This is a genomic window from Streptomyces sp. NPDC096048 (genome assembly GCF_044763415.1).
Classification (GTDB): Bacteria; Actinomycetota; Actinomycetes; order Streptomycetales; family Streptomycetaceae; genus Streptomyces.
Genome location: NZ_JBIWGG010000004.1, coordinates 54426 through 73205, shown reverse-complemented (window position 1 = coordinate 73205; position 18780 = coordinate 54426). Strand labels below are relative to the sequence as shown.

The 18780-nt window shown below is 71.7% G+C and carries 24 protein-coding genes; 11 read left to right on the top strand and 13 right to left on the bottom strand.

The window, feature by feature from the left end; translation table 11 throughout:
- Positions 1-48 precede the first annotated feature (48 nt).
- On the top strand, positions 49-1128 hold the full coding sequence (locus tag ACIQ6R_RS11385) for an adenosine deaminase (RefSeq protein ID WP_404220421.1): 1080 nt from the start codon (positions 49-51) through the stop codon (positions 1126-1128).
- Here ACIQ6R_RS11385 and ACIQ6R_RS11380 read toward each other — a convergent pair.
- Together ACIQ6R_RS11380 and ACIQ6R_RS11375 are read right to left on the bottom strand one after the other, a co-directional pair.
- Positions 1110-1625, bottom strand: a complete 516-nt coding sequence (locus ACIQ6R_RS11380) for a DinB family protein (protein ID WP_404185699.1) — start codon at positions 1623-1625, stop codon at positions 1110-1112. The two genes, ACIQ6R_RS11385 and ACIQ6R_RS11380, sit on opposite strands and share 19 nt — an antisense overlap.
- Before the next feature lie 25 nt (positions 1626-1650).
- Complete coding sequence (locus ACIQ6R_RS11375; protein ID WP_404185702.1) at positions 1651-2535, bottom strand: LysR substrate-binding domain-containing protein; 885 nt, start codon at positions 2533-2535, stop codon at positions 1651-1653.
- Between the two features lie 129 nt (positions 2536-2664).
- Here ACIQ6R_RS11375 and mgrA point away from each other — a divergent pair, with 129 nt between their 5' ends.
- Positions 2665-3657 (top strand): L-glyceraldehyde 3-phosphate reductase, encoded by a 993-nt coding sequence (mgrA, locus tag ACIQ6R_RS11370; RefSeq protein WP_404220419.1) that lies wholly within the window; start codon positions 2665-2667, stop codon positions 3655-3657.
- A gap of 15 nt (positions 3658-3672) precedes the next feature.
- Here the strand turns inward: mgrA and ACIQ6R_RS11365 are convergent, their stop codons facing one another.
- Entirely contained in the window at positions 3673-3957 is a 285-nt protein-coding gene (locus tag ACIQ6R_RS11365) for a DUF1905 domain-containing protein (RefSeq protein ID WP_404220417.1), read from the bottom strand.
- An 83-nt stretch (positions 3958-4040) separates the two neighbouring features.
- A complete protein-coding gene (locus tag ACIQ6R_RS11360; protein ID WP_404185711.1) occupies positions 4041-4421 on the bottom strand; it encodes a nuclear transport factor 2 family protein in 381 nt (126 codons plus the stop codon).
- 384 nt (positions 4422-4805) lie between these two features.
- Between ACIQ6R_RS11360 and ACIQ6R_RS11355 the strand changes: the two genes are divergently transcribed.
- The gene (locus ACIQ6R_RS11355) at positions 4806-5216 is read left to right on the top strand and encodes a hypothetical protein (protein WP_100046430.1); all 411 of its coding nucleotides are present in this window, start codon (positions 4806-4808) and stop codon (positions 5214-5216) included.
- Between the two features lie 25 nt (positions 5217-5241).
- Here the strand turns inward: ACIQ6R_RS11355 and ACIQ6R_RS11350 are convergent, their stop codons facing one another.
- From ACIQ6R_RS11350 to ACIQ6R_RS11340, 3 genes are all read right to left on the bottom strand, one after another.
- Positions 5242-6528 (bottom strand): streptophobe family protein, encoded by a 1287-nt coding sequence (locus ACIQ6R_RS11350; RefSeq protein ID WP_404220414.1) that lies wholly within the window; start codon positions 6526-6528, stop codon positions 5242-5244.
- Between the two features lie 348 nt (positions 6529-6876).
- Complete coding sequence (locus ACIQ6R_RS11345) at positions 6877-7293, bottom strand: PRC-barrel domain-containing protein (RefSeq protein ID WP_404220412.1); 417 nt, start codon at positions 7291-7293, stop codon at positions 6877-6879.
- Positions 7290-7874, bottom strand: a complete 585-nt coding sequence (locus ACIQ6R_RS11340; RefSeq protein WP_404220410.1) for a PRC-barrel domain-containing protein — start codon at positions 7872-7874, stop codon at positions 7290-7292. The genes ACIQ6R_RS11345 and ACIQ6R_RS11340 overlap by 4 nt, the downstream gene beginning before the upstream one ends.
- A gap of 145 nt (positions 7875-8019) precedes the next feature.
- Between ACIQ6R_RS11340 and ACIQ6R_RS11335 the strand changes: the two genes are divergently transcribed.
- Positions 8020-8475 carry an ATP-binding protein gene (locus tag ACIQ6R_RS11335; protein WP_404185724.1) on the top strand — a complete coding sequence of 152 codons (456 nt, stop codon included), beginning with the start codon at positions 8020-8022 and terminating at the stop codon, positions 8473-8475.
- A 60-nt stretch (positions 8476-8535) separates the two neighbouring features.
- On the opposite strand, the gene ACIQ6R_RS11330 is transcribed toward ACIQ6R_RS11335, so the two are convergent.
- Positions 8536-9423, bottom strand: coding sequence for an RNA polymerase sigma factor SigF (locus ACIQ6R_RS11330; protein WP_404185854.1), 888 nt, complete (start codon positions 9421-9423; stop codon positions 8536-8538).
- 256 nt (positions 9424-9679) lie between these two features.
- Between ACIQ6R_RS11330 and ACIQ6R_RS11325 the strand changes: the two genes are divergently transcribed.
- Positions 9680-10180 carry a helix-turn-helix domain-containing protein gene (locus tag ACIQ6R_RS11325; protein WP_404220408.1) on the top strand — a complete coding sequence of 167 codons (501 nt, stop codon included), beginning with the start codon at positions 9680-9682 and terminating at the stop codon, positions 10178-10180.
- Positions 10181-10232: 52 nt separating this feature from the next.
- On the opposite strand, the gene ACIQ6R_RS11320 is transcribed toward ACIQ6R_RS11325, so the two are convergent.
- Together ACIQ6R_RS11320 and ACIQ6R_RS11315 are read right to left on the bottom strand one after the other, a co-directional pair.
- A complete protein-coding gene (locus ACIQ6R_RS11320; protein WP_404220406.1) occupies positions 10233-10835 on the bottom strand; it encodes a ClpP family protease in 603 nt (200 codons plus the stop codon).
- A 1-nt stretch (position 10836) separates the two neighbouring features.
- Entirely contained in the window at positions 10837-11490 is a 654-nt protein-coding gene (locus tag ACIQ6R_RS11315) for an ATP-dependent Clp protease proteolytic subunit (RefSeq protein WP_404185733.1), read from the bottom strand.
- A 252-nt stretch (positions 11491-11742) separates the two neighbouring features.
- On the opposite strand from ACIQ6R_RS11315, the gene ACIQ6R_RS11310 reads away from it, so the two are divergent.
- The 5 genes from ACIQ6R_RS11310 (at position 11743) to ACIQ6R_RS11290 (ending at position 16226) form a co-directional block, all read left to right on the top strand.
- Positions 11743-12225, top strand: coding sequence for a VOC family protein (locus ACIQ6R_RS11310; protein ID WP_404220404.1), 483 nt, complete (start codon positions 11743-11745; stop codon positions 12223-12225).
- 119 nt (positions 12226-12344) lie between these two features.
- The gene (locus ACIQ6R_RS11305) at positions 12345-13142 is read left to right on the top strand and encodes a VOC family protein (RefSeq protein WP_404220402.1); all 798 of its coding nucleotides are present in this window, start codon (positions 12345-12347) and stop codon (positions 13140-13142) included.
- Positions 13143-13172: 30 nt separating this feature from the next.
- A complete protein-coding gene (locus tag ACIQ6R_RS11300) occupies positions 13173-13874 on the top strand; it encodes a ribonuclease H (protein WP_404220400.1) in 702 nt (233 codons plus the stop codon).
- 90 nt (positions 13875-13964) lie between these two features.
- Positions 13965-15230 carry an FAD-dependent monooxygenase gene (locus tag ACIQ6R_RS11295; RefSeq protein ID WP_404220398.1) on the top strand — a complete coding sequence of 422 codons (1266 nt, stop codon included), beginning with the start codon at positions 13965-13967 and terminating at the stop codon, positions 15228-15230.
- A 12-nt stretch (positions 15231-15242) separates the two neighbouring features.
- Positions 15243-16226 carry an aldo/keto reductase gene (locus ACIQ6R_RS11290; protein ID WP_404185749.1) on the top strand — a complete coding sequence of 328 codons (984 nt, stop codon included), beginning with the start codon at positions 15243-15245 and terminating at the stop codon, positions 16224-16226.
- Between the two features lie 22 nt (positions 16227-16248).
- Here the strand turns inward: ACIQ6R_RS11290 and ACIQ6R_RS11285 are convergent, their stop codons facing one another.
- Complete coding sequence (locus ACIQ6R_RS11285; RefSeq protein WP_404220396.1) at positions 16249-16596, bottom strand: hypothetical protein; 348 nt, start codon at positions 16594-16596, stop codon at positions 16249-16251.
- Positions 16597-16825: 229 nt separating this feature from the next.
- Here ACIQ6R_RS11285 and ACIQ6R_RS11280 point away from each other — a divergent pair, with 229 nt between their 5' ends.
- Positions 16826-17251 (top strand): DUF6328 family protein, encoded by a 426-nt coding sequence (locus ACIQ6R_RS11280; RefSeq protein WP_404185856.1) that lies wholly within the window; start codon positions 16826-16828, stop codon positions 17249-17251.
- 6 nt (positions 17252-17257) lie between these two features.
- On the opposite strand, the gene ACIQ6R_RS11275 is transcribed toward ACIQ6R_RS11280, so the two are convergent.
- Positions 17258-17683: an SsgA family sporulation/cell division regulator gene (locus tag ACIQ6R_RS11275; protein WP_404185756.1), complete on the bottom strand. Its 426-nt coding sequence runs from the start codon at positions 17681-17683 to the stop codon at positions 17258-17260.
- Positions 17684-17791: 108 nt separating this feature from the next.
- Entirely contained in the window at positions 17792-18769 is a 978-nt protein-coding gene (locus ACIQ6R_RS11270) for an LLM class F420-dependent oxidoreductase (RefSeq protein WP_404220394.1), read from the bottom strand.
- Between the last annotated feature and the right edge of the window lie 11 nt (positions 18770-18780).

The following is an 18780-nucleotide window of genomic DNA, read 5'->3' as shown; positions in this document are numbered from 1 at the left end:
CTGCCCAGCACCCCTGCTCAACGACCCCTCGCATAGGAACGCCCGAACATGTCATCTACGCGCATAGACACCGAGACCCTCCGCCGCCTCCCCAAGGCGGTGCTGCACGACCACCTCGACGGCGGCCTGCGCCCCGCGACCGTCGTGGAGCTGGCGGAGACCGTCGGCCACACCCTGCCCACCACCGACCCCGACGAGCTGGCCGCCTGGTACTACGAGGCCGCCAACTCCGGCGACCTGGTGCGCTACATCGCCACCTTCGAGCACACCCTCGCCGTGATGCAGAACCGCGAGGGCCTGCTGCGCACCGCCGAGGAGTACGTCCTGGACCTCGCCGCCGACGGCGTCGTCTACGGCGAGGTCCGCTACGCCCCCGAGCTGATGACGGGCGGCGGTCTGTCCCTCGCCGAGGTCGTCGAGACCGTCCAGGAGGGCCTGGCCGCCGGCATGGTCAAGGCGGCGGCAGCGGGTACCCCGGTCCGCGTCGGCACCCTGCTCTGCGGGATGCGGATGTTCGACCGCACCCGGGAGACCGCCGACCTCGCGGTCGCCTTCCGGGACGCCGGTGTCGTCGGCTTCGACATCGCGGGCGCCGAGGACGGCTTCCCGCCCGCCGACCACCTCGACGCCTTCGAGCACCTGCGCCGGGAGAACGTGCCCTTCACCATCCACGCCGGCGAGGCGCACGGGCTGCCCAGCATCCACCAGGCGCTCCAGGTGTGCGGTGCCCAGCGCATCGGCCACGGCGTGCGCATCACCGAGGACATCCCGGACCTCGCGGCGGGCAAGCTCGGTCGCCTCGCCGGTTGGGTCCGCGACCGCCGGATCGCCCTGGAGATGTGCCCGACCTCCAACCTCCAGACCGGCGCCGCCACCTCGATCGCCGAGCACCCCATCACCGCGCTCAAGGACCTCGGCTTCCGCGTCACCCTCAACACCGACAACCGCCTCGTCTCCGGCACGACGATGACCCGCGAGATGTCCCTGCTGGTCGAGCAGGCGGGCTGGACGGCCCAGGACCTGCGCACGGTCACGGTGAACGCGGTGAAGAGCGCCTTCATCCCCTTCGACGAGCGCAGGGCCCTGATCGAGGACGTGATCCTGCCGGGTTACGAAGCGGCGCTCTGAACGAGCCCGCGCACATAGGCGGCCTGTCCGACGTGCTGGAGATCGTCGGACAGGACGCTCACCAGCCGGGCGCCGAGGGTGACCGGCGGGTCCCAGTTCTCGTCCACGATGCGCTCCAGGTCTCCCGCGGTCAGGGAGCGCAGGGCACCGAGCGTCTGCTCGTGCACGGCGTCGTAGTAGCCGGTCAGCAGGTCGGCCGAGTCGACCCGCACCTTCGCGACCTCCGCGGAGCTGTGCGCGTATCCGGTGTCGTGGCGGGGCAGGCCGAGGCCGAAGCGTTTCTCCCACTCGCCGCTCAGCCACACCTGGTCGAGCCCGAAGGCGTCCGCGACGTGGTCGTCCTGGACGCGGGTGAGGTGCCAGACGAGCCAGGCGACGTGGTTGGCGTCGTCGGCGGGGCGGGCGTTCAGGCCGTCGGGGTCCAGGCCCTCGACGGCGGCGTGGACTTCTTCCTGGATGCGGCCGTAGCCCTCGATGAGGATGTCCTTCGCATGCATACGTCCACCATCGCGCAGTCCGCCGTCACGCGCTCCCCGTTTCCAGCAGCCCCATCAGCGCCCGCGCCGCCGGGCTGGTGGCCTGCGTCGGCGGCAGCAGCGCGATGGTCTCGTACGCCGTGTCGTCGGAGTCCTTCAGCGGCAGCGAGGTGAGGGAGGCCCGCTTGTGCCGGAAGTGGCGCGGCACGACCGCGATGCCGAGGTTCTCGTCGAGCAGGTCCAGCAGACCGTGCACGTCGTTCACCTCCAGTGCGACGGTCCGCCGCACGCCCGCCTCGGCGAAGGCGGTGTCGGTGACACGGCGCGGACCCCAGTCCGGGTGGAAGTCGACGAAGACCTCGTCGGCGAGATCGTGCGGGGTCAGCACCGCGCCGCCCGTCGCGAGGCGGTGGTCGGGGTGGCAGAGCACGGTCATCGGCTCGCCGGCCAGCGAGACCGAGCGCAGCTGGTCCGTGTCCGCCTGCGTCCGGTAGGCGAAGGCCAGGTCGAGCCGCCCGGCCGAGACCTCCTCCGCCAGCTCGCCGGAACCCGCCTGCCGCAGCCGGATCTCCACGTCCGGATGTTCCCTGCGGAACGCGGCCAGCAGCCCGGCCACCGGCACCCCGGCGATGCACTGCTCCGCGCCCAGCGACAGCGTGCCGCGCAGCACCCCCTGTACCGCGGCGACCGCCTCGTGCGCCGAACGCACCTGGGCGAGGATCCGCTCCGCCTCACCCAGCAGGGCCCGCCCGGCCTCCGTCAGCGTCACCCGGCGGGTCGTGCGCACGAACAGCGGAGCCCGCAGCTCCCGCTCCAGCGCCCGGATGGACGCCGACAGGCCGGACTGGGAGACCAGCAGCCGTTCCGCCGCGCGGGTGAAGTGCTGGTCCTCGGCGACCGCGACGAAGTGCTGGAGATGACGCAGTTCCATGACTGAGAAGCGTAACCGCACAATCTCATCGGATTCTTCTGTTGGACCACTGCCCGCAGGTCACGACAGAGTGGGACACGGTTCCGCCCAAGCCCCGTACCCCCGGGTGCCAACCCCTCTGGAGTCGCGTTGTACACCGCACACCCCGACCGCTACGCGGACATGCCCTACCGGCGCACCGGACGCAGCGGCCTGAAGCTCCCCGCGCTCTCGCTCGGTCTGTGGCACAACTTCGGCCCGGACCGCCCCGTCGAGACCCAGCGCGCCATCCTGCGCCGCGCCTTCGACCTCGGCGTCACCCACTTCGACCTCGCCAACAACTACGGCCCGCCGCCCGGCTCCGCCGAGTCCGCCCTCGGCGAGGCGCTCAAGGCCGACTTCGCGCCGTACCGCGACGAGCTGGTCATCTCCACCAAGGCCGGCTACCTGATGTGGCCCGGCCCGTACGGCGAGTGGGGCTCGCGCAAGTACCTCCTCTCCTCCCTCGACCAGAGCCTGACCCGCATGGGCCTGGACTACGTCGACGTCTTCTACTCGCACCGCCCCGACCCGGAGACTCCCCTGGAGGAGACGATGGGTGCCCTGCACACGGCGGTGCGGCAGGGCAAGGCGCTGTACGTCGGTGTCTCCAACTACTCCCCGGAGCAGACCCGCGAGGCCGCCCGCATCCTCGCCGAGCTGGGGACCCCGCTGCTGATCCACCAGCCGCGCTACTCCATGCTCGACCGCCGGCCCGAGACCAGCGGCCTCCTGGACGCCCTCGACGAGCTCCAGGTCGGCTCCATCGCCTACTCCCCGCTGGAGCAGGGCCTGCTGACCGGCCGCTATCTCGACGGCATCCCGGAGGACTCGCGCGCCGCGAGCGACAGCCCCTTCCTGAACTCCGACGCGGTCACCGGGGAACTGGTCGGCAAGCTGCGCGACCTGGACGAGATCGCGAAGTCCCGCGGCCAGTCGCTGGCCCAGATGGCGCTGGCGTGGGTGCTGCGCGAGGGCCGGGTGACCTCCGCCCTGGTCGGCGCGAGCAGCCCGCGGCAGCTGGAGGACAGCGTGTCGGCCATCGGGAACCTGGACTTCGGTGCCGACGAACTGGCCCGCATCGACAAGATCGTCACGCGGTAGTCGCGCGGGACGGGCTCAGCCGAGCCGCTCCTCCAGCCGGACCGTGACCGTGTCGCCCTCCCCCTTGCCGATGGCCTCGCGGAGGGCGGCCTTCACCGGCAGCTTGTGCGTGCCGTCGCCGAGCGCCATGAAGGAGCTGCGGAAGGCGTGCCCGTCGATGGTGCCGCGGACCTTGACCAGTCCACGGGTGCCGAAGAACTCGGCGGACTTCGGCCAGACCAGATACGTCCAGCCACCCTCGTTCGGGCTCTTGCGCAGCTCGGCGGTGAACTCTTCGTCGAGATCCCGGTGCACGGTCATGATGTCCTCGCTCCCAGTGGTGCCTGTGTCCAATCGGCCGGTAGACCCCTCGGAGCGTCGAAACTCATCGCCGGCCGCGGCGGTCACGCTCCGGCGGGCACCCGGTCGAGGAAGCCGAACACGGAGCGGATCCGGTCCTCGCCGTCCAGCGTGACCACGTCGGACCCGGCCACGGGTGCCGAGCCGTCGGCCTCGCTCACCAGTTCCCAGGAGAAGCGCGCCGTGTCGTGGTGCCCGTCCACGGCGCCGGACAGCCGGAAGACGAAGCCCGGGAACTGCTCGTGCGCCGCGGTGATCACGGCCGCGATCCGCTCGTGGCCGCGGACGTCGGCCAGGGGGTCGGTGTAGCCGCCGTCATTGGTCCAGGCCGCGGCGACCGCCTTCGCCAGGGCGTCCGGCCCGGCGTTCCAGGCCTCGAAGTAGCGGGCGACGGCATCCTCGTAACGGCGGGTGGTCGCGGACATGTCGATCAGCCTCCATCGGTGTGGTGTGCGCAGGTCAGGTACCGGATGCCGGTCGCGGCGACCCGGTACCGCAACCATGCCCGCACCCGTCCGCGCCGTCGATTACCTCGGGGGTCATGCGGGCGCGCATCCGAGACCGGACAGCGGGCGCGTCAGGGGTGATGAAGACGGGATCGCGCGCCGCGGTGTTTCGGCCAACAAGTGCCGTGAATATGCCAGGAGAGTGGCCGGAAATTCATGGTGACAGTGGTTCAGTAGTGAACATACTCACCACTAGGGCGTCTCACACCATGCGACAGCGCCCTCACGCACAGCACACGAGCCGCACGGACGCCACGCCCGACCGGCAGGACGGACTGGGCGGCGCGGCGGGGGAGGGGAGCAGTGCACGACGAGTTCCTGTGCCATGTCACCGCCTACGGTGTCTGTGACGGCCGGCGCATCGGTGTACCCCTGGGGACCTACCGGGCTCCCACCCTCGCCCTCGCCCTGTGGTGGCTGCGCGACCGCGCGTCCTGGATCGCCGAGCGGCTCGATCCGCAGCCCGACACCCCCCACTTACCGCGCGGCGCCCTGACTCCGGTCGCCGACGACGCACCCGACGTGCCGCGCGTCATGCGCGCCTGGTGCGCCGACGACGTCCAACAGGAGCGGGTCGCCGACGAACTGGCCGCGGGGCGCCTGGTGCGCATCGCCACCAGCGACGACACCACCGAGTACGAACTTATGGCAGAGTCCGTGGACGCGCTGCGCATGCAGCGGGCCTCCCCGCCCCTGGTCGTCCCCGTCGCCTGAGCTTCCCGAGCGCCCGCCGACGGTGTCACCGGGACCGAGCAGGCGTCCCGCCACCCCGCCGGCCCGCCCACCGCGCGAGCGACGCGCCGAGGAACCCGGCGACGAGCCCCCACAGCAGTGCGAGACCGACCGCACTCCACAGACGCGGCCGCAGGAACACCCGCCCGGACAGTCCGCCGCCCAGGTCGCCGATGCCGAGCACCGACAGGCCGTAGTGCGCGGAGATCCGGCCGACGAGCCCGATCATGAGAACGGTCAGCGCCAGCGCCACGGCCATGCGCACGGCGTGCTGCCAGGCCGGCGTCCGCGCCGGGGAGCGGGACGCGAGTACGACCCCGGCCGCGAGGAGCAGGACCGCCGCGACGACCACGAGCCACCACATCCGCCCGTCGTGCTCCGCGAGCGTGCCCACGTTCAGCGTCGAGACGTCCGGCCCGCGCAGCACCTCGTCGAGCACCTGTGGCATCGGCAACCCGAACGGTCCCTCCACGCGCCCGTCCCAGGTGGCGCCGAGGCCGATCGTGAGCGCGAGCCACGCCAGGTTCGGCAGACCGAGCAGCAGTACGGCGAAGGTGTCCGCGGGGTGGCCTCGCGTCCCCGCGACGACCAGCCCGACGACGAAGCCCGCGACGACGTACGCGAGCAGCAACGCGACCATCGCGTACGCCGCCGGCCGCACCGACGTCCGCAGGCGCAGCAGCCGCCCGGGCAACGGGGCCCCGCGCGAGACCAGCAGAGCCAGCACGAGCACCCCCGCCAGCCACAGCAGCCCGAAGAGGACGGTCAGCGGCACGTCCGTGGTGAAGCCGACCGTCGGAGTGACACCGAACAGGTCTCCGAGGTCGTTCAGGACGCCTTCGCCGAGGGAGACCTGGAAGGTCTGGCGGGCGGCGAAGGCCAGCCCGAGCAGGGCGAGCAGCCACAGCACGGCGATCCGTCCGGCCCACCCGGCCAGCTCCGGGGCGCCGGCGACGGCCCGGTGGCGCAGCGGCCGCAGAAAGCCCACGGCGATCACCAGCGCGCCGGTCAGCGTGACGGACAGCGGGAGCACGGTCAGCCCCGCGTCGGTGTCGGCGAACCCTCCGGCCTCACCGGACACTTCCAGCGCGCCGCCCACGGCGGTGACGACGGTCGCCGTGACGACCCGGGGGAAGGCGTTGTCGGGCAGGTCCGCGGCGCCCGCCGCCCACAACCCGAGCGCGGCCACGACACCCATGGCGACCAGCCCGGCCAGCACCGTGCCCAGGGCCTGGATCCAGCCGTGCCGAGCGGCCGTCCGGCCTGAAGGACTGGAGGGGGTTCGCGAACTCACGCTGCCACGCTATGCACCGCCCACCGGACGCGCCCGCCGACAGGGCCGTCCGCGTCGGCCGGCGCGCACGACGGGGGCTGGGGATGCGACGGGGGCCGGGGGCCGGGGCGCGATGGGCACGACGGGGCCGGAGCGTGTCGGTCGGTGCGTACGGTCGCTCGAGGTCGCTCGGTCGGGACGCGCGGTCGCTCGGTCGGGGTCGGGTGGCTCGGTGTCGCTCGGCCGGGGGCGGGGCCGGGGCGCTCAGGGTGTTTCGGCCGGAGCCGGGCCGCTCCGTCGGGGTCGGGTCAGGGGCTCGGCGGGTGCCCGAGGGGACCGGAACGCTTCGGTCCCGCCGGCGGCCGTGGATCAGCCCGCCCGGACGACGAGGGCGTGGTCGCCCAGCCCCAGCAGACGGTCGGCCGCCACCTCGCCCCGGGTGGTGAAGACCGCGAGGACACGGCCGGTCTCCGGATCGAACGCCACGTCCAGCACCGTGCCGTGCTCGGTGCCCGCCTCGGTCAGCACCCGGCGGCCCAGCAGGTCGCGGCGGGGCGGGACCGAGTCCGCGGCGGCGATGGAGTGGACCCGGACGGCGCCCGGGCCGACCGCGCGCACCGCGTCCCACGGCAACACGGTCTCCCTGCGCGAACGGCCGCCGTGAAGCCGCACATGGCTCACCGCGCGGGACGCGATGTCGACGGTCAGGGACGTCACGGTGCCGATCGGCCCGGCCTCGGCCGGCGGCACGACCGGGAGCCCTCGTACCTCGGTGAAGAGCATCACGGCAGCGAGCCCTTCCCGTACCCGGGCACGCCGCCGACCAAGGAGGTGAAGCCCGGCAGGTCGTCCGCGACATGCCGCACCGCGTCCACGGGCAGGACGAGGGCCCGGCCGGCGACGGTGAGCGTCTCGCCGCGCGGCACGTACACCCGGCGCCGGTGCCGAGTCGGCCCCGGCACGAATCCCCTGCTCGCCGCCACCCGGAAGCCGACGACCCGCCCGCCGGTACCGCCCTCCACGACGACGTCGAGCACCGTACCGATCTCGGCCCCCGCCTCCGTCACCAGCCGCGCCCCCAGCATGCGGGCCCGCAGGGCCCGCTGGTGCACCATCATGGCCGCGGCGCTCACCAGTCCCCGCCGGTCGCGGATCATCACCGCGTCATGGCCCAGCGCGTGCACGGCCGACCAGGGCAGAGCCTCCTTCATCGGGCCGGACAGCAGACCCCGCCCGGTCAGGGTGAAACCGGTGATCCGGCTCAGGGCGGCATCGCATACGGTGTCCTTGACGTGGGCGACGGCGTCGCCGCCGAGGGTGACCACCGGCCGGGTGGTGAGGCTTCGCACGGTCATCAGTTCGCTCATCGCACACCCTTCCCACACCCTCGGGTTCCCCGCGCCACTGTGACGATGCCCGCACTACGAAGACACGGGGAGTGCTCGGCCCGGCTCGGGGTACGAGGACAGGTGCAGCAGCGTCCGGCCAGTCCGGCTTCCGAGAGAGAAACGCATGACCGAGTACCTGGACGGGGCAGTGATACCGACTGGTTTCGACGTACCCGTTGAACCGCTGAGGCGGGCGGCACACTACTCCGGTGAGCCGGGATGTATAGCGGAGGCCCGTTCCTTCGCCTCGCTCTTCCTCGACCAGTTGAGGACCGAGTGGTGCGCCACGATCGGCCCGCGCGCCGACGGCGCGGTGCTGCTGGTGGTGAGCGAGCTGATCACCAACGCCGACCGCCACAGCAAGGGGCCGTACATCCTGGAGCTGGAGGGCACGGGCACCTCGATGGCGGTGACCGTCTACGACAGCAGCCAAGCGGTGCCCCAGCGCTTTCCCCGCGACCCCGAGCGCGTCGGCCGGCACGGTCTGGAGATCGTCCACGCCCTGGCGGAAGCGGTCGTCGTCGAACGCGTGCCGGTCGGCAAACGGGTGCGTGCCGTGCTGCCTCTCACCGAAGCGTGAACGTGCCACTCCACACCTGGGTGCGGGGCGACATGTTCACGTTTCGCGCGTCCTGATCCCTCAGGCGCAGCCCAACTCGCCGAGCATGCCTTCGCGCAGCCGGGAGATGATCCGCTTGATCAGGCGGGACACGTGCATCTGCGAGCAGCCGAGCTGTTCGCCGATCTCCGCCTGGGTGGCCTCCTCCACGAACCGCATGTGGATGATCCGCCGGTCGCGCTCACTGAGCTCGGCCATCAGCGGGGCGAGGGAATGGAAGTCCTCCACGAGCCGCAGCCCGTCCTCCTCCACACCGATGAAGTCGGCCAGCACCGACTCGCCGTTCTCGGGCCCGTCCCCGGTCAGCGCGGCGTCCAGCGAGGACGAGTTGTAGCCGTTGGACGCGATCTGGCCCTCGACGACCTCGTTCTCGCTGATGTTCATCAGCGTGGCGAGTTCGGCGACGGTGGGCTCGCGGTCCAGCCGGGAGGAGAGCTCCTCCCGGGCCTTGGCCAGCTCCACGCGCAGCTCCTGGAGGCGCCGCGGTACGTGCACCGCCCAGGTGGTGTCACGGAAGAAACGCTTGATCTCGCCGACGATGTACGGCAGCGCGAAGGAGGTGAACTCGACCTCACGCGCCAGCTCGAACCGGTCGATGGCCTTGATCAGGCCGATCATGCCGGTCTGGACCACGTCCTCCATGTCGTCCCCGCGACCGCGGAAGCGGCCGGCGGCGAACCGCACGAGCGACATGTTCATCTCGATGAGTGTGTTGCGCGCGTACTGGTACTCGTACGTGCCCTCTTCGAGTTCCGTCAGGCGCTGGAAGAACTGGCGGGACAGCTGCCGCGCGTCACGCGGAGCGACGGTGCGGGGGTCCACGACACCCGGCAGTGATCCGTCGCCCGTCCTGCTCCCGGTGGCCTTTTCGACAACCTGTGCTTCCGGCCGGATCACGGCGGTCTCCATTACCTCTCCCACGAAAGTCACGGTTCGACGTCTCCCTAGGTTCTTCCCGCTTGCGGGTACCCGGGTCGCGGCGGCCCATGCCTCCCGTGTTCACGGGTGGCGAATAACCGGTGCCGCTGCGTCATCGCGGGGTGATGTGTCCTCCCTCAGGGTAGTCCCGTGCGCGGTGACCGGCACCCCGGTGGTTCCCTCCGGTTTCCCTCTGGGCGGAACGCCGGCCCCTTCCGTCGCGCGGCGGGACTCCTAGGCTGAGGAGGTGACCAGCCACGTGCCGAACGAAGCCCGAGTCATTCCCCTGCGTCCCCGGACGCGCCCAGAGATGCGCCCGGAGATGCGCCCGGAGACGCGTCCGCAGACGCGTCCGCAGACGGGCCCGCGGCCCGCGCGCCCGGGAGACCGCCCCGCCGTCTCGCCGGTTCCTCCGGAGCGGAGGTCGCCCGCCGGCAGAGAGCCCCTGTGGCGCGATCTGGTCGGCGACGTCCTCAGGCGCGAACGCCTCGATCAGGAACGCACGCTGAAGGAGGTGGCGGAGGCCGCCCGGATCTCGATGCCGTACCTGTCGGAGGTGGAGCGCGGCCGCAAGGAGGCGTCGTCGGAGGTGCTGGCCGCCGCCGCGGGCGCCCTCGGACTGGGGCTGGGCGACCTGCTGGCGCGGGCCCAGGGAGAACTGGTGCGCCTCACCTCCCGGCAGACCGGCGTCGGCCGGGGCCGCGGAAGGTCCGGTACCGGATACGACGGGATGTGCCTGGCCGCCTGACCGAGCGCACGGGCCGCCGCCTCGCGGGACGCGAGCCGCCGGCCCGTGCTCCTCACACCCGTACCAGGCGCCGGCTGAGCACCTCGTCGGCCAGCCCGTACGCCACGGCCTCCTCGGCGGTGAACACCTTGTCGCGGTCCATGTCCGCGCGCAGTGTCGCGACGTCGTGGTGCGTGTGGCGGGCCAGCACCTCCTCGACCTGGGAGCGGATGCGCACCATCTCCTTGGCCTGCAACGCCAGATCGGAGACCGTGCCCTGCCGTCCGCCGCTGGCCGGCTGGCCGAGCAGCACTCGCGCGTGCTCCAGCACGAACCGCCGTCCGGGGTCCCCGCCGGCCAGCAGCACGGCCGCCGTGGAGGCCGCCTGCCCGACGCAGAACGTCGAGATCGGCGCCTGCACGAACGTCATCGTGTCGTAGATCGCCATCAGTGACGTGAAGGAGCCGCCGGGGGAGTTGATGTAGATCGCGATCTCGCTCTCCGGAGCCGACGACTCCAGATGGAGGAGTTGCGCGATGACGACGTTGGCCACGCCGTCGTCGATCTCCGTGCCCAGGAAGATGATCCGCTCCGACAGCAGCCGGCTGAACACGTCGTAGGACCGCTCGCCCCGCGGGGTTTGCTCGACGACGTTCGGAATCGTGTAGCTCCCCATGTCACAGCCCCATCCGTCGCCTGGTGGCGGCCGGGCGCACGTCCGCGAGGGACTGGACGACCTCGTCCACCATTCCGTACTCCCTGGCCTCCTCGGCCGTGAACCAGCGGTCGCGGTCGCCGTCCCGCGAGATGGTCTCGGGGCTCTGACCGGTGTGCTCGGCGGTGATCCGCTCGATGGTCCGCTTGGTGAACTCCAGGTTGTCGGCCTGGATCTCGATGTCGGCGGTGGTGCCGCCGATGCCCGCCGACGGCTGGTGCATCATGACCCGTGCGTTCGGCAGGGCGTAACGCTTGCCCGCCGCGCCGACGCTCAGCAGGAACTGCCCCATGCTGGCGGCGAACCCCATGGCGAGCGTCGAGACGTCGTTGGGGATCAGCCGCATCGTGTCGTAGATGGCGAGCCCCGCGTGCACGGAGCCGCCGGGACTGTTGATGTACAGGCTGATGTCGGTGCGCGGGTCCTCCGCGGACAGGATCAGCAACTGGGCGCAGACCCGGTTCGCGGAGACCTCGTCGACCTGCGTGCCCAGCAGCACGATCCGCTGCGCGAGCAACTGCGCGGCCAGGTGGTCGTCGAACCGGGTCGGAGGGGTGTCGCCCTCCTGGGCCCGGGGCGGCGCGGCCGGGGCCGGGCCGGTGATGAGTGAAGACATCGGCGCTCCTTGTCGAGTCGTCGGGGAGTCGCGGGGGGAGTCGTACGCGGCCGATGGCGCGCCGCGGTTCCTCCACTCTCGGCCCGCTCCGGACCGCGGCGGGGCCTTCTCTGCCCCCGGCAGATTCGCCACGAGCAGAGCGCTCAGCCGTCCGTCGTTCCCGCGACTGACCCGATTTCCCGCAGGACCGATGAGTTCCGCGGTCCGCGCCGGTCGACAGTGGTGACCGAGCTTCACGCCCAGGAGGTACTCATGAGCACCGACGGATTCACCACGTGTCTCTGGTTCGACGGCCAGGCGGAGGAGGCCGCCCACTTCTACGTCTCCCTCTTCAAGGACTCCGGCATCGGCGCCGTCACCCGCTACCCCGAGGGAGGGCACCAGCCCACCGGCACCGTGCTCACCGTCGACTTCACGGCCAACGGCCAGAAGTTCGTCGCCCTCAACGGAGGCCCGGAGTTCAAGTTCAACGAGGCGATCTCCTTCCAGATCATGTGCGAGGACCAGGAAGAGGTCGACCACTACTGGACCAGGCTCACCGAGGGCGGCGGCGAGGAGGGCCCCTGCGGCTGGCTCAAGGACCGGTTCGGGGTGTCCTGGCAGGTCGTCCCGCGCAGGCTCGAGGAGATGTTCCGCGACCCGGACCCCGTGAAGGCGGGGCGCGCCAACCAGGCCATGATGTCGATGCGCAAGCTCGACATCGCCGCACTGGAGAAGGCGTACGCCGGCGAGTAGGCAGCCGTCGGCGCGCGGGTGGGGGAGGGGATGACTAGCGTGAGGAATCAGACCATCCTCACCGTCACCACCATCCCGACCACCCACCCGGCCACTCATCCGTACGGGAGGCGGCAGTCATGGCCGTGCAACCTGAAGGAACACCCTGCTGGGCCGACGCCATGTTCGGTGACCTGGAGGGAGCCAAGAGCTTCTACGGCGGCGTCCTCGGCTGGACCTTCGGCGAGTCGTCGTCGGAGCACGGCAACTACACCCAGTGCTACGCGGACGGCAAGGCGGTCGCCGCCGTGGTCCCGCCCATGTCCGGCCAGGAGGGCCACTCGCAGTGGTGCCTCTACTTCGCGTCCCCCGACGCCGCGGCGACCGCCGCGCGGATCCGTGAGGCGGGCGGCGAGGTGCTGATGGAGCCGATGCGGGTCGGCGACTTCGGCACCATGTGCCTGGCCCGGGATCCGGGCGGCGTCGTGTTCGGCGTCTGGCAGGGCGGCACCCACGAGGGGTTCGAGGCGGTGGCCGAGCCCGGCGCGTACTGCTGGGCCGAGGTCTTCACCCGCGAACCCGGGAAGGCGGACGCCTTCTTCCCCGCGGTCTTCTCCTACACGGCGAAGCGGATGGAGGACGACGGGGTGGACTTCCGCCTGTTCGACCTGGGCGAGGACACCGTGCTCGGCCGCATGGCCATGACGGACGACTTCCCGCCCGAGGTGCCGTCGTACATCAACGTCTACTTCACCGTCGCCGACTGCGACGAGGCCGTGGCCCGCGCCACCGAGCTGGGCGGGATCCTGCGGTTCGGGCCGATGAGCAGCCCCTTCGGCCGGTTCGCGGCCCTCAGCGACCCGCAGGGCGCGCACTTCTCGGTACTCGACACCACGAGGACCGAGGGAGAGATGCCGAAGATCACGGACGTCCCCTGACCCCGTCCCGGCACCCCGTCGCGCCATGGCATGATCGAGCGCATGCGTGAACGTGTTGTGGCCGCGTGCGACGGGGCTTCGAAGGGAAACCCGGGTCCGGCCGGCTGGGCCTGGGTGGTCGCCGACGCGTCGGAGAGTCCCGTCCGCTGGGAAGCGGGGCCGCTCGGCAAGGCCACCAACAACATCGCCGAACTCACGGCGTTGGAGCGCCTCCTGGCGTCGACCGACCCGGACGTACCGCTCGAGGTCCGTATGGACTCGCAGTACGCCATGAAGGCCGTCACCACCTGGCTGCCCGGCTGGAAGCGCAACGGCTGGAAGACGGCCGCCGGCAAGCCGGTCGCCAACCGGGAGCTGGTCGTACGCATCGACGAGCTGCTCGCCGGCCGCTCGGTCGAGTTCCGCTACGTGCCCGCCCACCAGGTCGACGGCGACCGGCTCAACGACTTCGCCGACCGCGCCGCCAGCCAGGCGGCCGTCGTCCAGGAGCCCGCGGGCAGCGGCCTCGGCTCACCGGAGCCGCCGCCCGCACCGGACGTCCCGGCGGCGAAGAAGACCTCGCGCCGAGGGGCCGGCACGGTCCGCAAGGGCGGCGGTGCCTCGGCGCGCACCATCAAGGCCAAGTTCCCCGGACGCTGCCTGTGCGGCCGCTCCTACGCGGCAGGCGAGTCCATCGCCAAGAACGACCAGGGCTGGGGCCACCCGGAGTGCCGCACGGCGGCGGCCGGATAGGGCCGGGCCCCGCCGGGCGGGTCTCACGACACCGACCCCCTCCGCTGCTACTCTGTGTAGTCATCTGACCGCTACGAGTGCGTTCCAGGGGTGCATGTGAAGGTCGCCTGTGTCGGTGGCGGGCCCGCCGGCCTGTATCTGTCGATCCTGCTGAAGCGGCAGGACCCCTCCCACGACGTCACCGTGTACGAACGCGATCCCGAGGGCTCCACCTACGGCTGGGGCGTGACCTACTGGCGCGGACTGCTCGACCGGCTCCACGAGCACGACCCCGAGTCCGCGCGCGCCGTCGAGGAGCACTCCGTGCGCTGGCGGGACGGCGTCGCCCACGTGGGCGACCGAACGGCCCGCCACCGGGGCGACGAGGGCTTCGGCATCGGCCGTCACCGGCTCCTGGAGATCCTCGCCGCCCGCGCCCGCTCCCTCGGTGTGCGTCTGGAGTTCGAGTGCGAGATCACCGCCGCCGACCCGCCCGCCGCCGAACTCGTCGTGGCGGCCGACGGGGTGGGCAGTGCCCTGCGCACCCGCCACGCCGGTCACTTCGGCACCGAGATCCGGGCCGGGCGCAACCGCTACGTCTGGCTCGGCACCACCAAGGTATTCGACGCCTTCACCTTCGCCTTCGTCGAGACCGACCACGGCTGGATCTGGGCGTACGGCTACGGCTTCGGCCCCGCGGGCAGTACCTGCGTCGTCGAGTGCGCGCCGGAGACGTGGACCGGTCTGGGCCTGGACCGGGCCGACGAGGGCGAAGGACTGGTCCTGCTGGAGAAGCTCTTCGCCGACGTCCTGGACGGCCACCCGCTCACCGGCCGGTCCGCGGCCGGCGCCGGTGCCTGGTGGCCGACCTTCCGCACCCTCACCAACCGGACCTGGTCCCGGGACAACCTGGTCCTGCTCGGCGACGCGGCCCACACCACGCACTACTCCATCGGCGCCGGTACCACGCTCGCCCTGGAGGACGCCATGGCACTGTCCGCCGCGCTGCGCGAGCGAGGAAGCCTCCAGGACGCCCTCGCCCGCTACGAGCGGGAACGCAGGGCGGCTCTGCTGCCGTTGCAGAGCGCGGCCCGCTACAGCGCCCAGTGGTACGAGAACCTGCCCCGCTACATCCACCTGCCACCGGAGCACATGTTCGCCCTGCTCGGCCAGCGCCACTCGCCCCTGCTGCCGTACCTCCCGCCCCGGCTCTACTACCGGCTCGACCGGGCGGCCGGGCAACTGGAGGGACTGCGCCGGCTCAAGCGCTGGCTGGGGCCCAGGCTCGCGCGGACGCTCCAGGCGCACCGGCCGGCCACGCGCGGCCGAAGGACCTCGCCGGGCCGTCCCGACGCGGCGCGGGATCAGTCCGGATGACAGACTGACGGCATGGACGAGCGCACATTCGACAGGTCGAACCAGCACGCCTCGGTGGTCGGCCTCGGCACCTGGCAACTCGGCGCCGACTGGGGAGACGTCGACGACAAGGAAGCCCTCGCGGTGCTGGAGGCGGCGGCCGAATCGGGGGTCACCTTCTTCGACACGGCGGACGTCTACGGCGACGGACGCAGCGAGGAGACCATCGCCACGTTCCTGCGCGGCAGGCCCGACCTGCACGTGCTGGTCGCCACCAAGATGGGCCGCCGGGTCGAGCAGATCCCGCAGAACTACGTACTCGACAACTTCCGGGAGTGGAACGACCGCTCCCGCCGCAACCTCGGCGTCGACGTCGTCGACCTGGTGCAGCTGCACTGCCCGCCGACCCCCGTCTACTCCAGCGACGAGGTGTTCGACGCCCTGGACACCCTGGTCGCGGAGGAGCGCGTCGCCGCGTACGGCGTCAGCGTGGAGACCTGTGAGGAGGCGCTGACCGCGATCGCCCGGCCGAACGTGGCCAGCGTGCAGATCATCCTCAACCCGTTCCGCATGAAGCCTCTGCGCGAGGTCCTTCCCGCGGCCCGGGAGGCGGGCGTCGGCATCATCGCCCGGGTGCCGCTGGCCTCCGGCCTGCTGTCCGGCAAGTACACCCGGGACACGGTCTTCGCCGCGAACGACCACCGCAACTTCAACCGGCACGGTGAGGCCTTCGACCAGGGCGAGACCTTCTCCGGCGTCGACTTCGCCACGGGCGTGGAGGCCGCGGCCGAGTTCGCCGCGCTCGCCCCCGAGGGCTGGACCCCGGCCCAGCTGGCGCTGCGCTGGATCATCCAGCAGCCCGGTGTGACCACCGTGATCCCCGGCGCCCGTTCGCCGGAGCAGGCCCGGGCGAACACGGACGCCGCCCGGCTGCCGGAGCTGTCCGCGGACACGCTCGACGCGATCCGCGACCTCTACGACCGTCGGATCAAGGAGCAGGTCGAGGGCCGCTGGTAGGCGGTACCGGTACGCGCGGTCCTCACGGCACCAGGAGCAGCTCCCGCTCCCGCTCCTGGTCGCCGGAGGCCGCTCCCTCGTTCCGTGTGCTGAAGGCGCGGGACAGTGTCTCGCTCGCCGCCTCGACGGCCTGCGGCGAGCCCTGAACCGTGACCGTCACCGGCGCGGACAGCGGGGCGCCGGCCTCTCGCGGTGCCGCGGAGGCATCCGGAGCGGCCGGGGAATCGAAGGTCGCGGTGCGCACGGTCGCCTGTTCGTCGGCCGGGAGGCCGTCGGGGGCGCCGAAGACACCCTCCAGAGCCCGGACGACGGCCCGCGCGTCGTCGATGCCGCCACCGCTGAGCGTCACGGTGAGCTGAGTGTCGGACATCCTTCGCCTTCCTCCTGGCCTGCGTCGGTCCCGGCCCGTGTAACCGCCCGCCGATCCCTCAAACCGGAGGCCGCCGCCCCGACACGGCGCCTGAGCGCGGGGAACCCGGGAAGAGGCAAGGGAACGCAGGACGCGGTGACCGGGAGGAACAGTGACGGAAAAGGACGCGACAGCGAACTCGGACCGGCGCAGAGGGCGCGACGAGACCGAGGAGGAGCGGGCGGACCGGATGTGGACGGACCTGATCCAGGAGGTCCGCGTCGCGCAGATGGGTGTGCAGATCCTGTTCGCCTTCCTGCTGACCGTCGTGTTCACCCCGAAGTACGACGACCTCTCGGACGCGAACCAGACGATCTACCTGGTGACGGTGGTGCTGGGGGCCGTGACCACCGGCGCCCTGATAGGCCCGGTGTCCCTGCACCGCATCGTCTCCGGACGGCGCGTGAAACCACAGGCCGTGCGGTGGGCCTCCCGGCTGACCCTGCTCGGCCTGGTGCTGCTGCTCGCCACGATGACGGCCTCGCTCCTGCTGATCCTGCGCGTCGCGACCGACGACGGCTTCGTGCCGTACCTCGTCACCGGCGTGGTGATCTGGTACCTGGTGTGCTGGTTCGGGATCCCGCTGTGGACCCGGCACCGCCACACCTCGCGCTGAGGCCGGTCAGCCCTCGGCCATGACCTCCGCGAGGAAGTCGTCGACGCGGACCTCCTCGCTGCCCGGCCGGACCACGGTGTGGGTCTCGCGCAGGAACGCCTCCACCGCCGCGGCCCACACGAACACCACGGCGCGGTGGCGCTCCCCGTCCGGCCGGACATCGCCCAGCAGTTCGATGCGCAGCTCGTCCCACACGCCCCGGGACTCGGGGCGCAGCCGGACGTCGCCCACGCCGACCGGGCGGGTGAGGCCCTCGCCCACCATCTCCCGGTCCAGCGTCCAGCGGGCGAGCACGCGACCGTCATGGCTGAACACCACGGTGAGCGCGAAGGGGTCCGCGGCCTCGTAGCTCAAGTGCGCGAGCACGGGGAAGCGGTCGGCGTCACCCGCCTGGAGCTGCACCACCAGGGTCTTGTGCACGAGGGAATTCACGAGAAGGGCCTCCAGGGGAACGGACGTGGAGCCCTCTAGTACCCCGCCCGCCCGCAAGATGCTCAGCCAGAGGGGTGATTCGCCCGTACCGCGTTTCACGAACGGGGTTCAGGACCGGCCCAGCGCCTCCCGGAGCGCGGGCAGCAGGGTCTTCTCCGACCAGTCCAGGAAGGCGGGTTGCGATTCGCCGCCGATCTGCACCAGCGCGACCTCGGTGAACCCGGCCTCGGCGTAGGGGCGCACAGCCTCCACGAACGCGTCCGGGTCGTCGCCGCAGGGGATCGACTCGGCGACGTCGTCCGGGGTCACGAACTGGGTGGCGGCATCGAACGAATCCGGGTGCGGAAGTTCCGAGTTGACCTTCCAGCCGCTGCCGAACCAGCGGAACTGCGCGTGGGCGCGCTCGATCGCCGAGTCCCGGTCCGGGTCGTAGCACACCGGCAGCTGGCCCACGCGCGGCTTGCCCTCGCCGCCGTGCCGGTCGAAGGCCTCCAGCAGCCCCGGCTTGGGCTCGGTGGCGATCACCAGGTCGGCGTGCTCACCCGCGAGTGCGCAGGAACGCTCCCCGGAGACGGCGATCCCGATCGGCGGCGCGCTGTCCGGCAGATCCCACAGCCGGGCCGACTCCACGTCGAAGTGCGTGCCGCGGTGGTTCACATGGCCGCCCTCGAACAGCGCCCGGATGATCTCCACGGCCTCCGTGAGCATCTCGTGCCGCACGTCCACGGACGGCCAGCCACCGCCCACCACGTGCTCGTTGAGGTTCTCGCCCGAGCCGAGCCCCAGCCGGAACCGGCCCTCGGACAGCAACTGCATCGTCGCCGCCTTCTGCGCCACCACCGCCGGGTGGTAGCGGAACGTCGGACACGTCACGTAGGTCATCAGCGGGATGCGGGAGGTCGCCTGGGCCGCGGCGCCCAGCACGCTCCACGCGTACGGCGAGTGGCCCTGCGAGCGCAGCCACGGGAAGTAGTGGTCCGAGGTCACCGAGAAGTCGAACCCCACCTCCTCGGCCCGCACCAGATGGTCGACGAGTTCACGGGGGCCGGCCTGCTCGGTCATCATCGTGTATCCGATTTGCACCATAACGGCCGAGT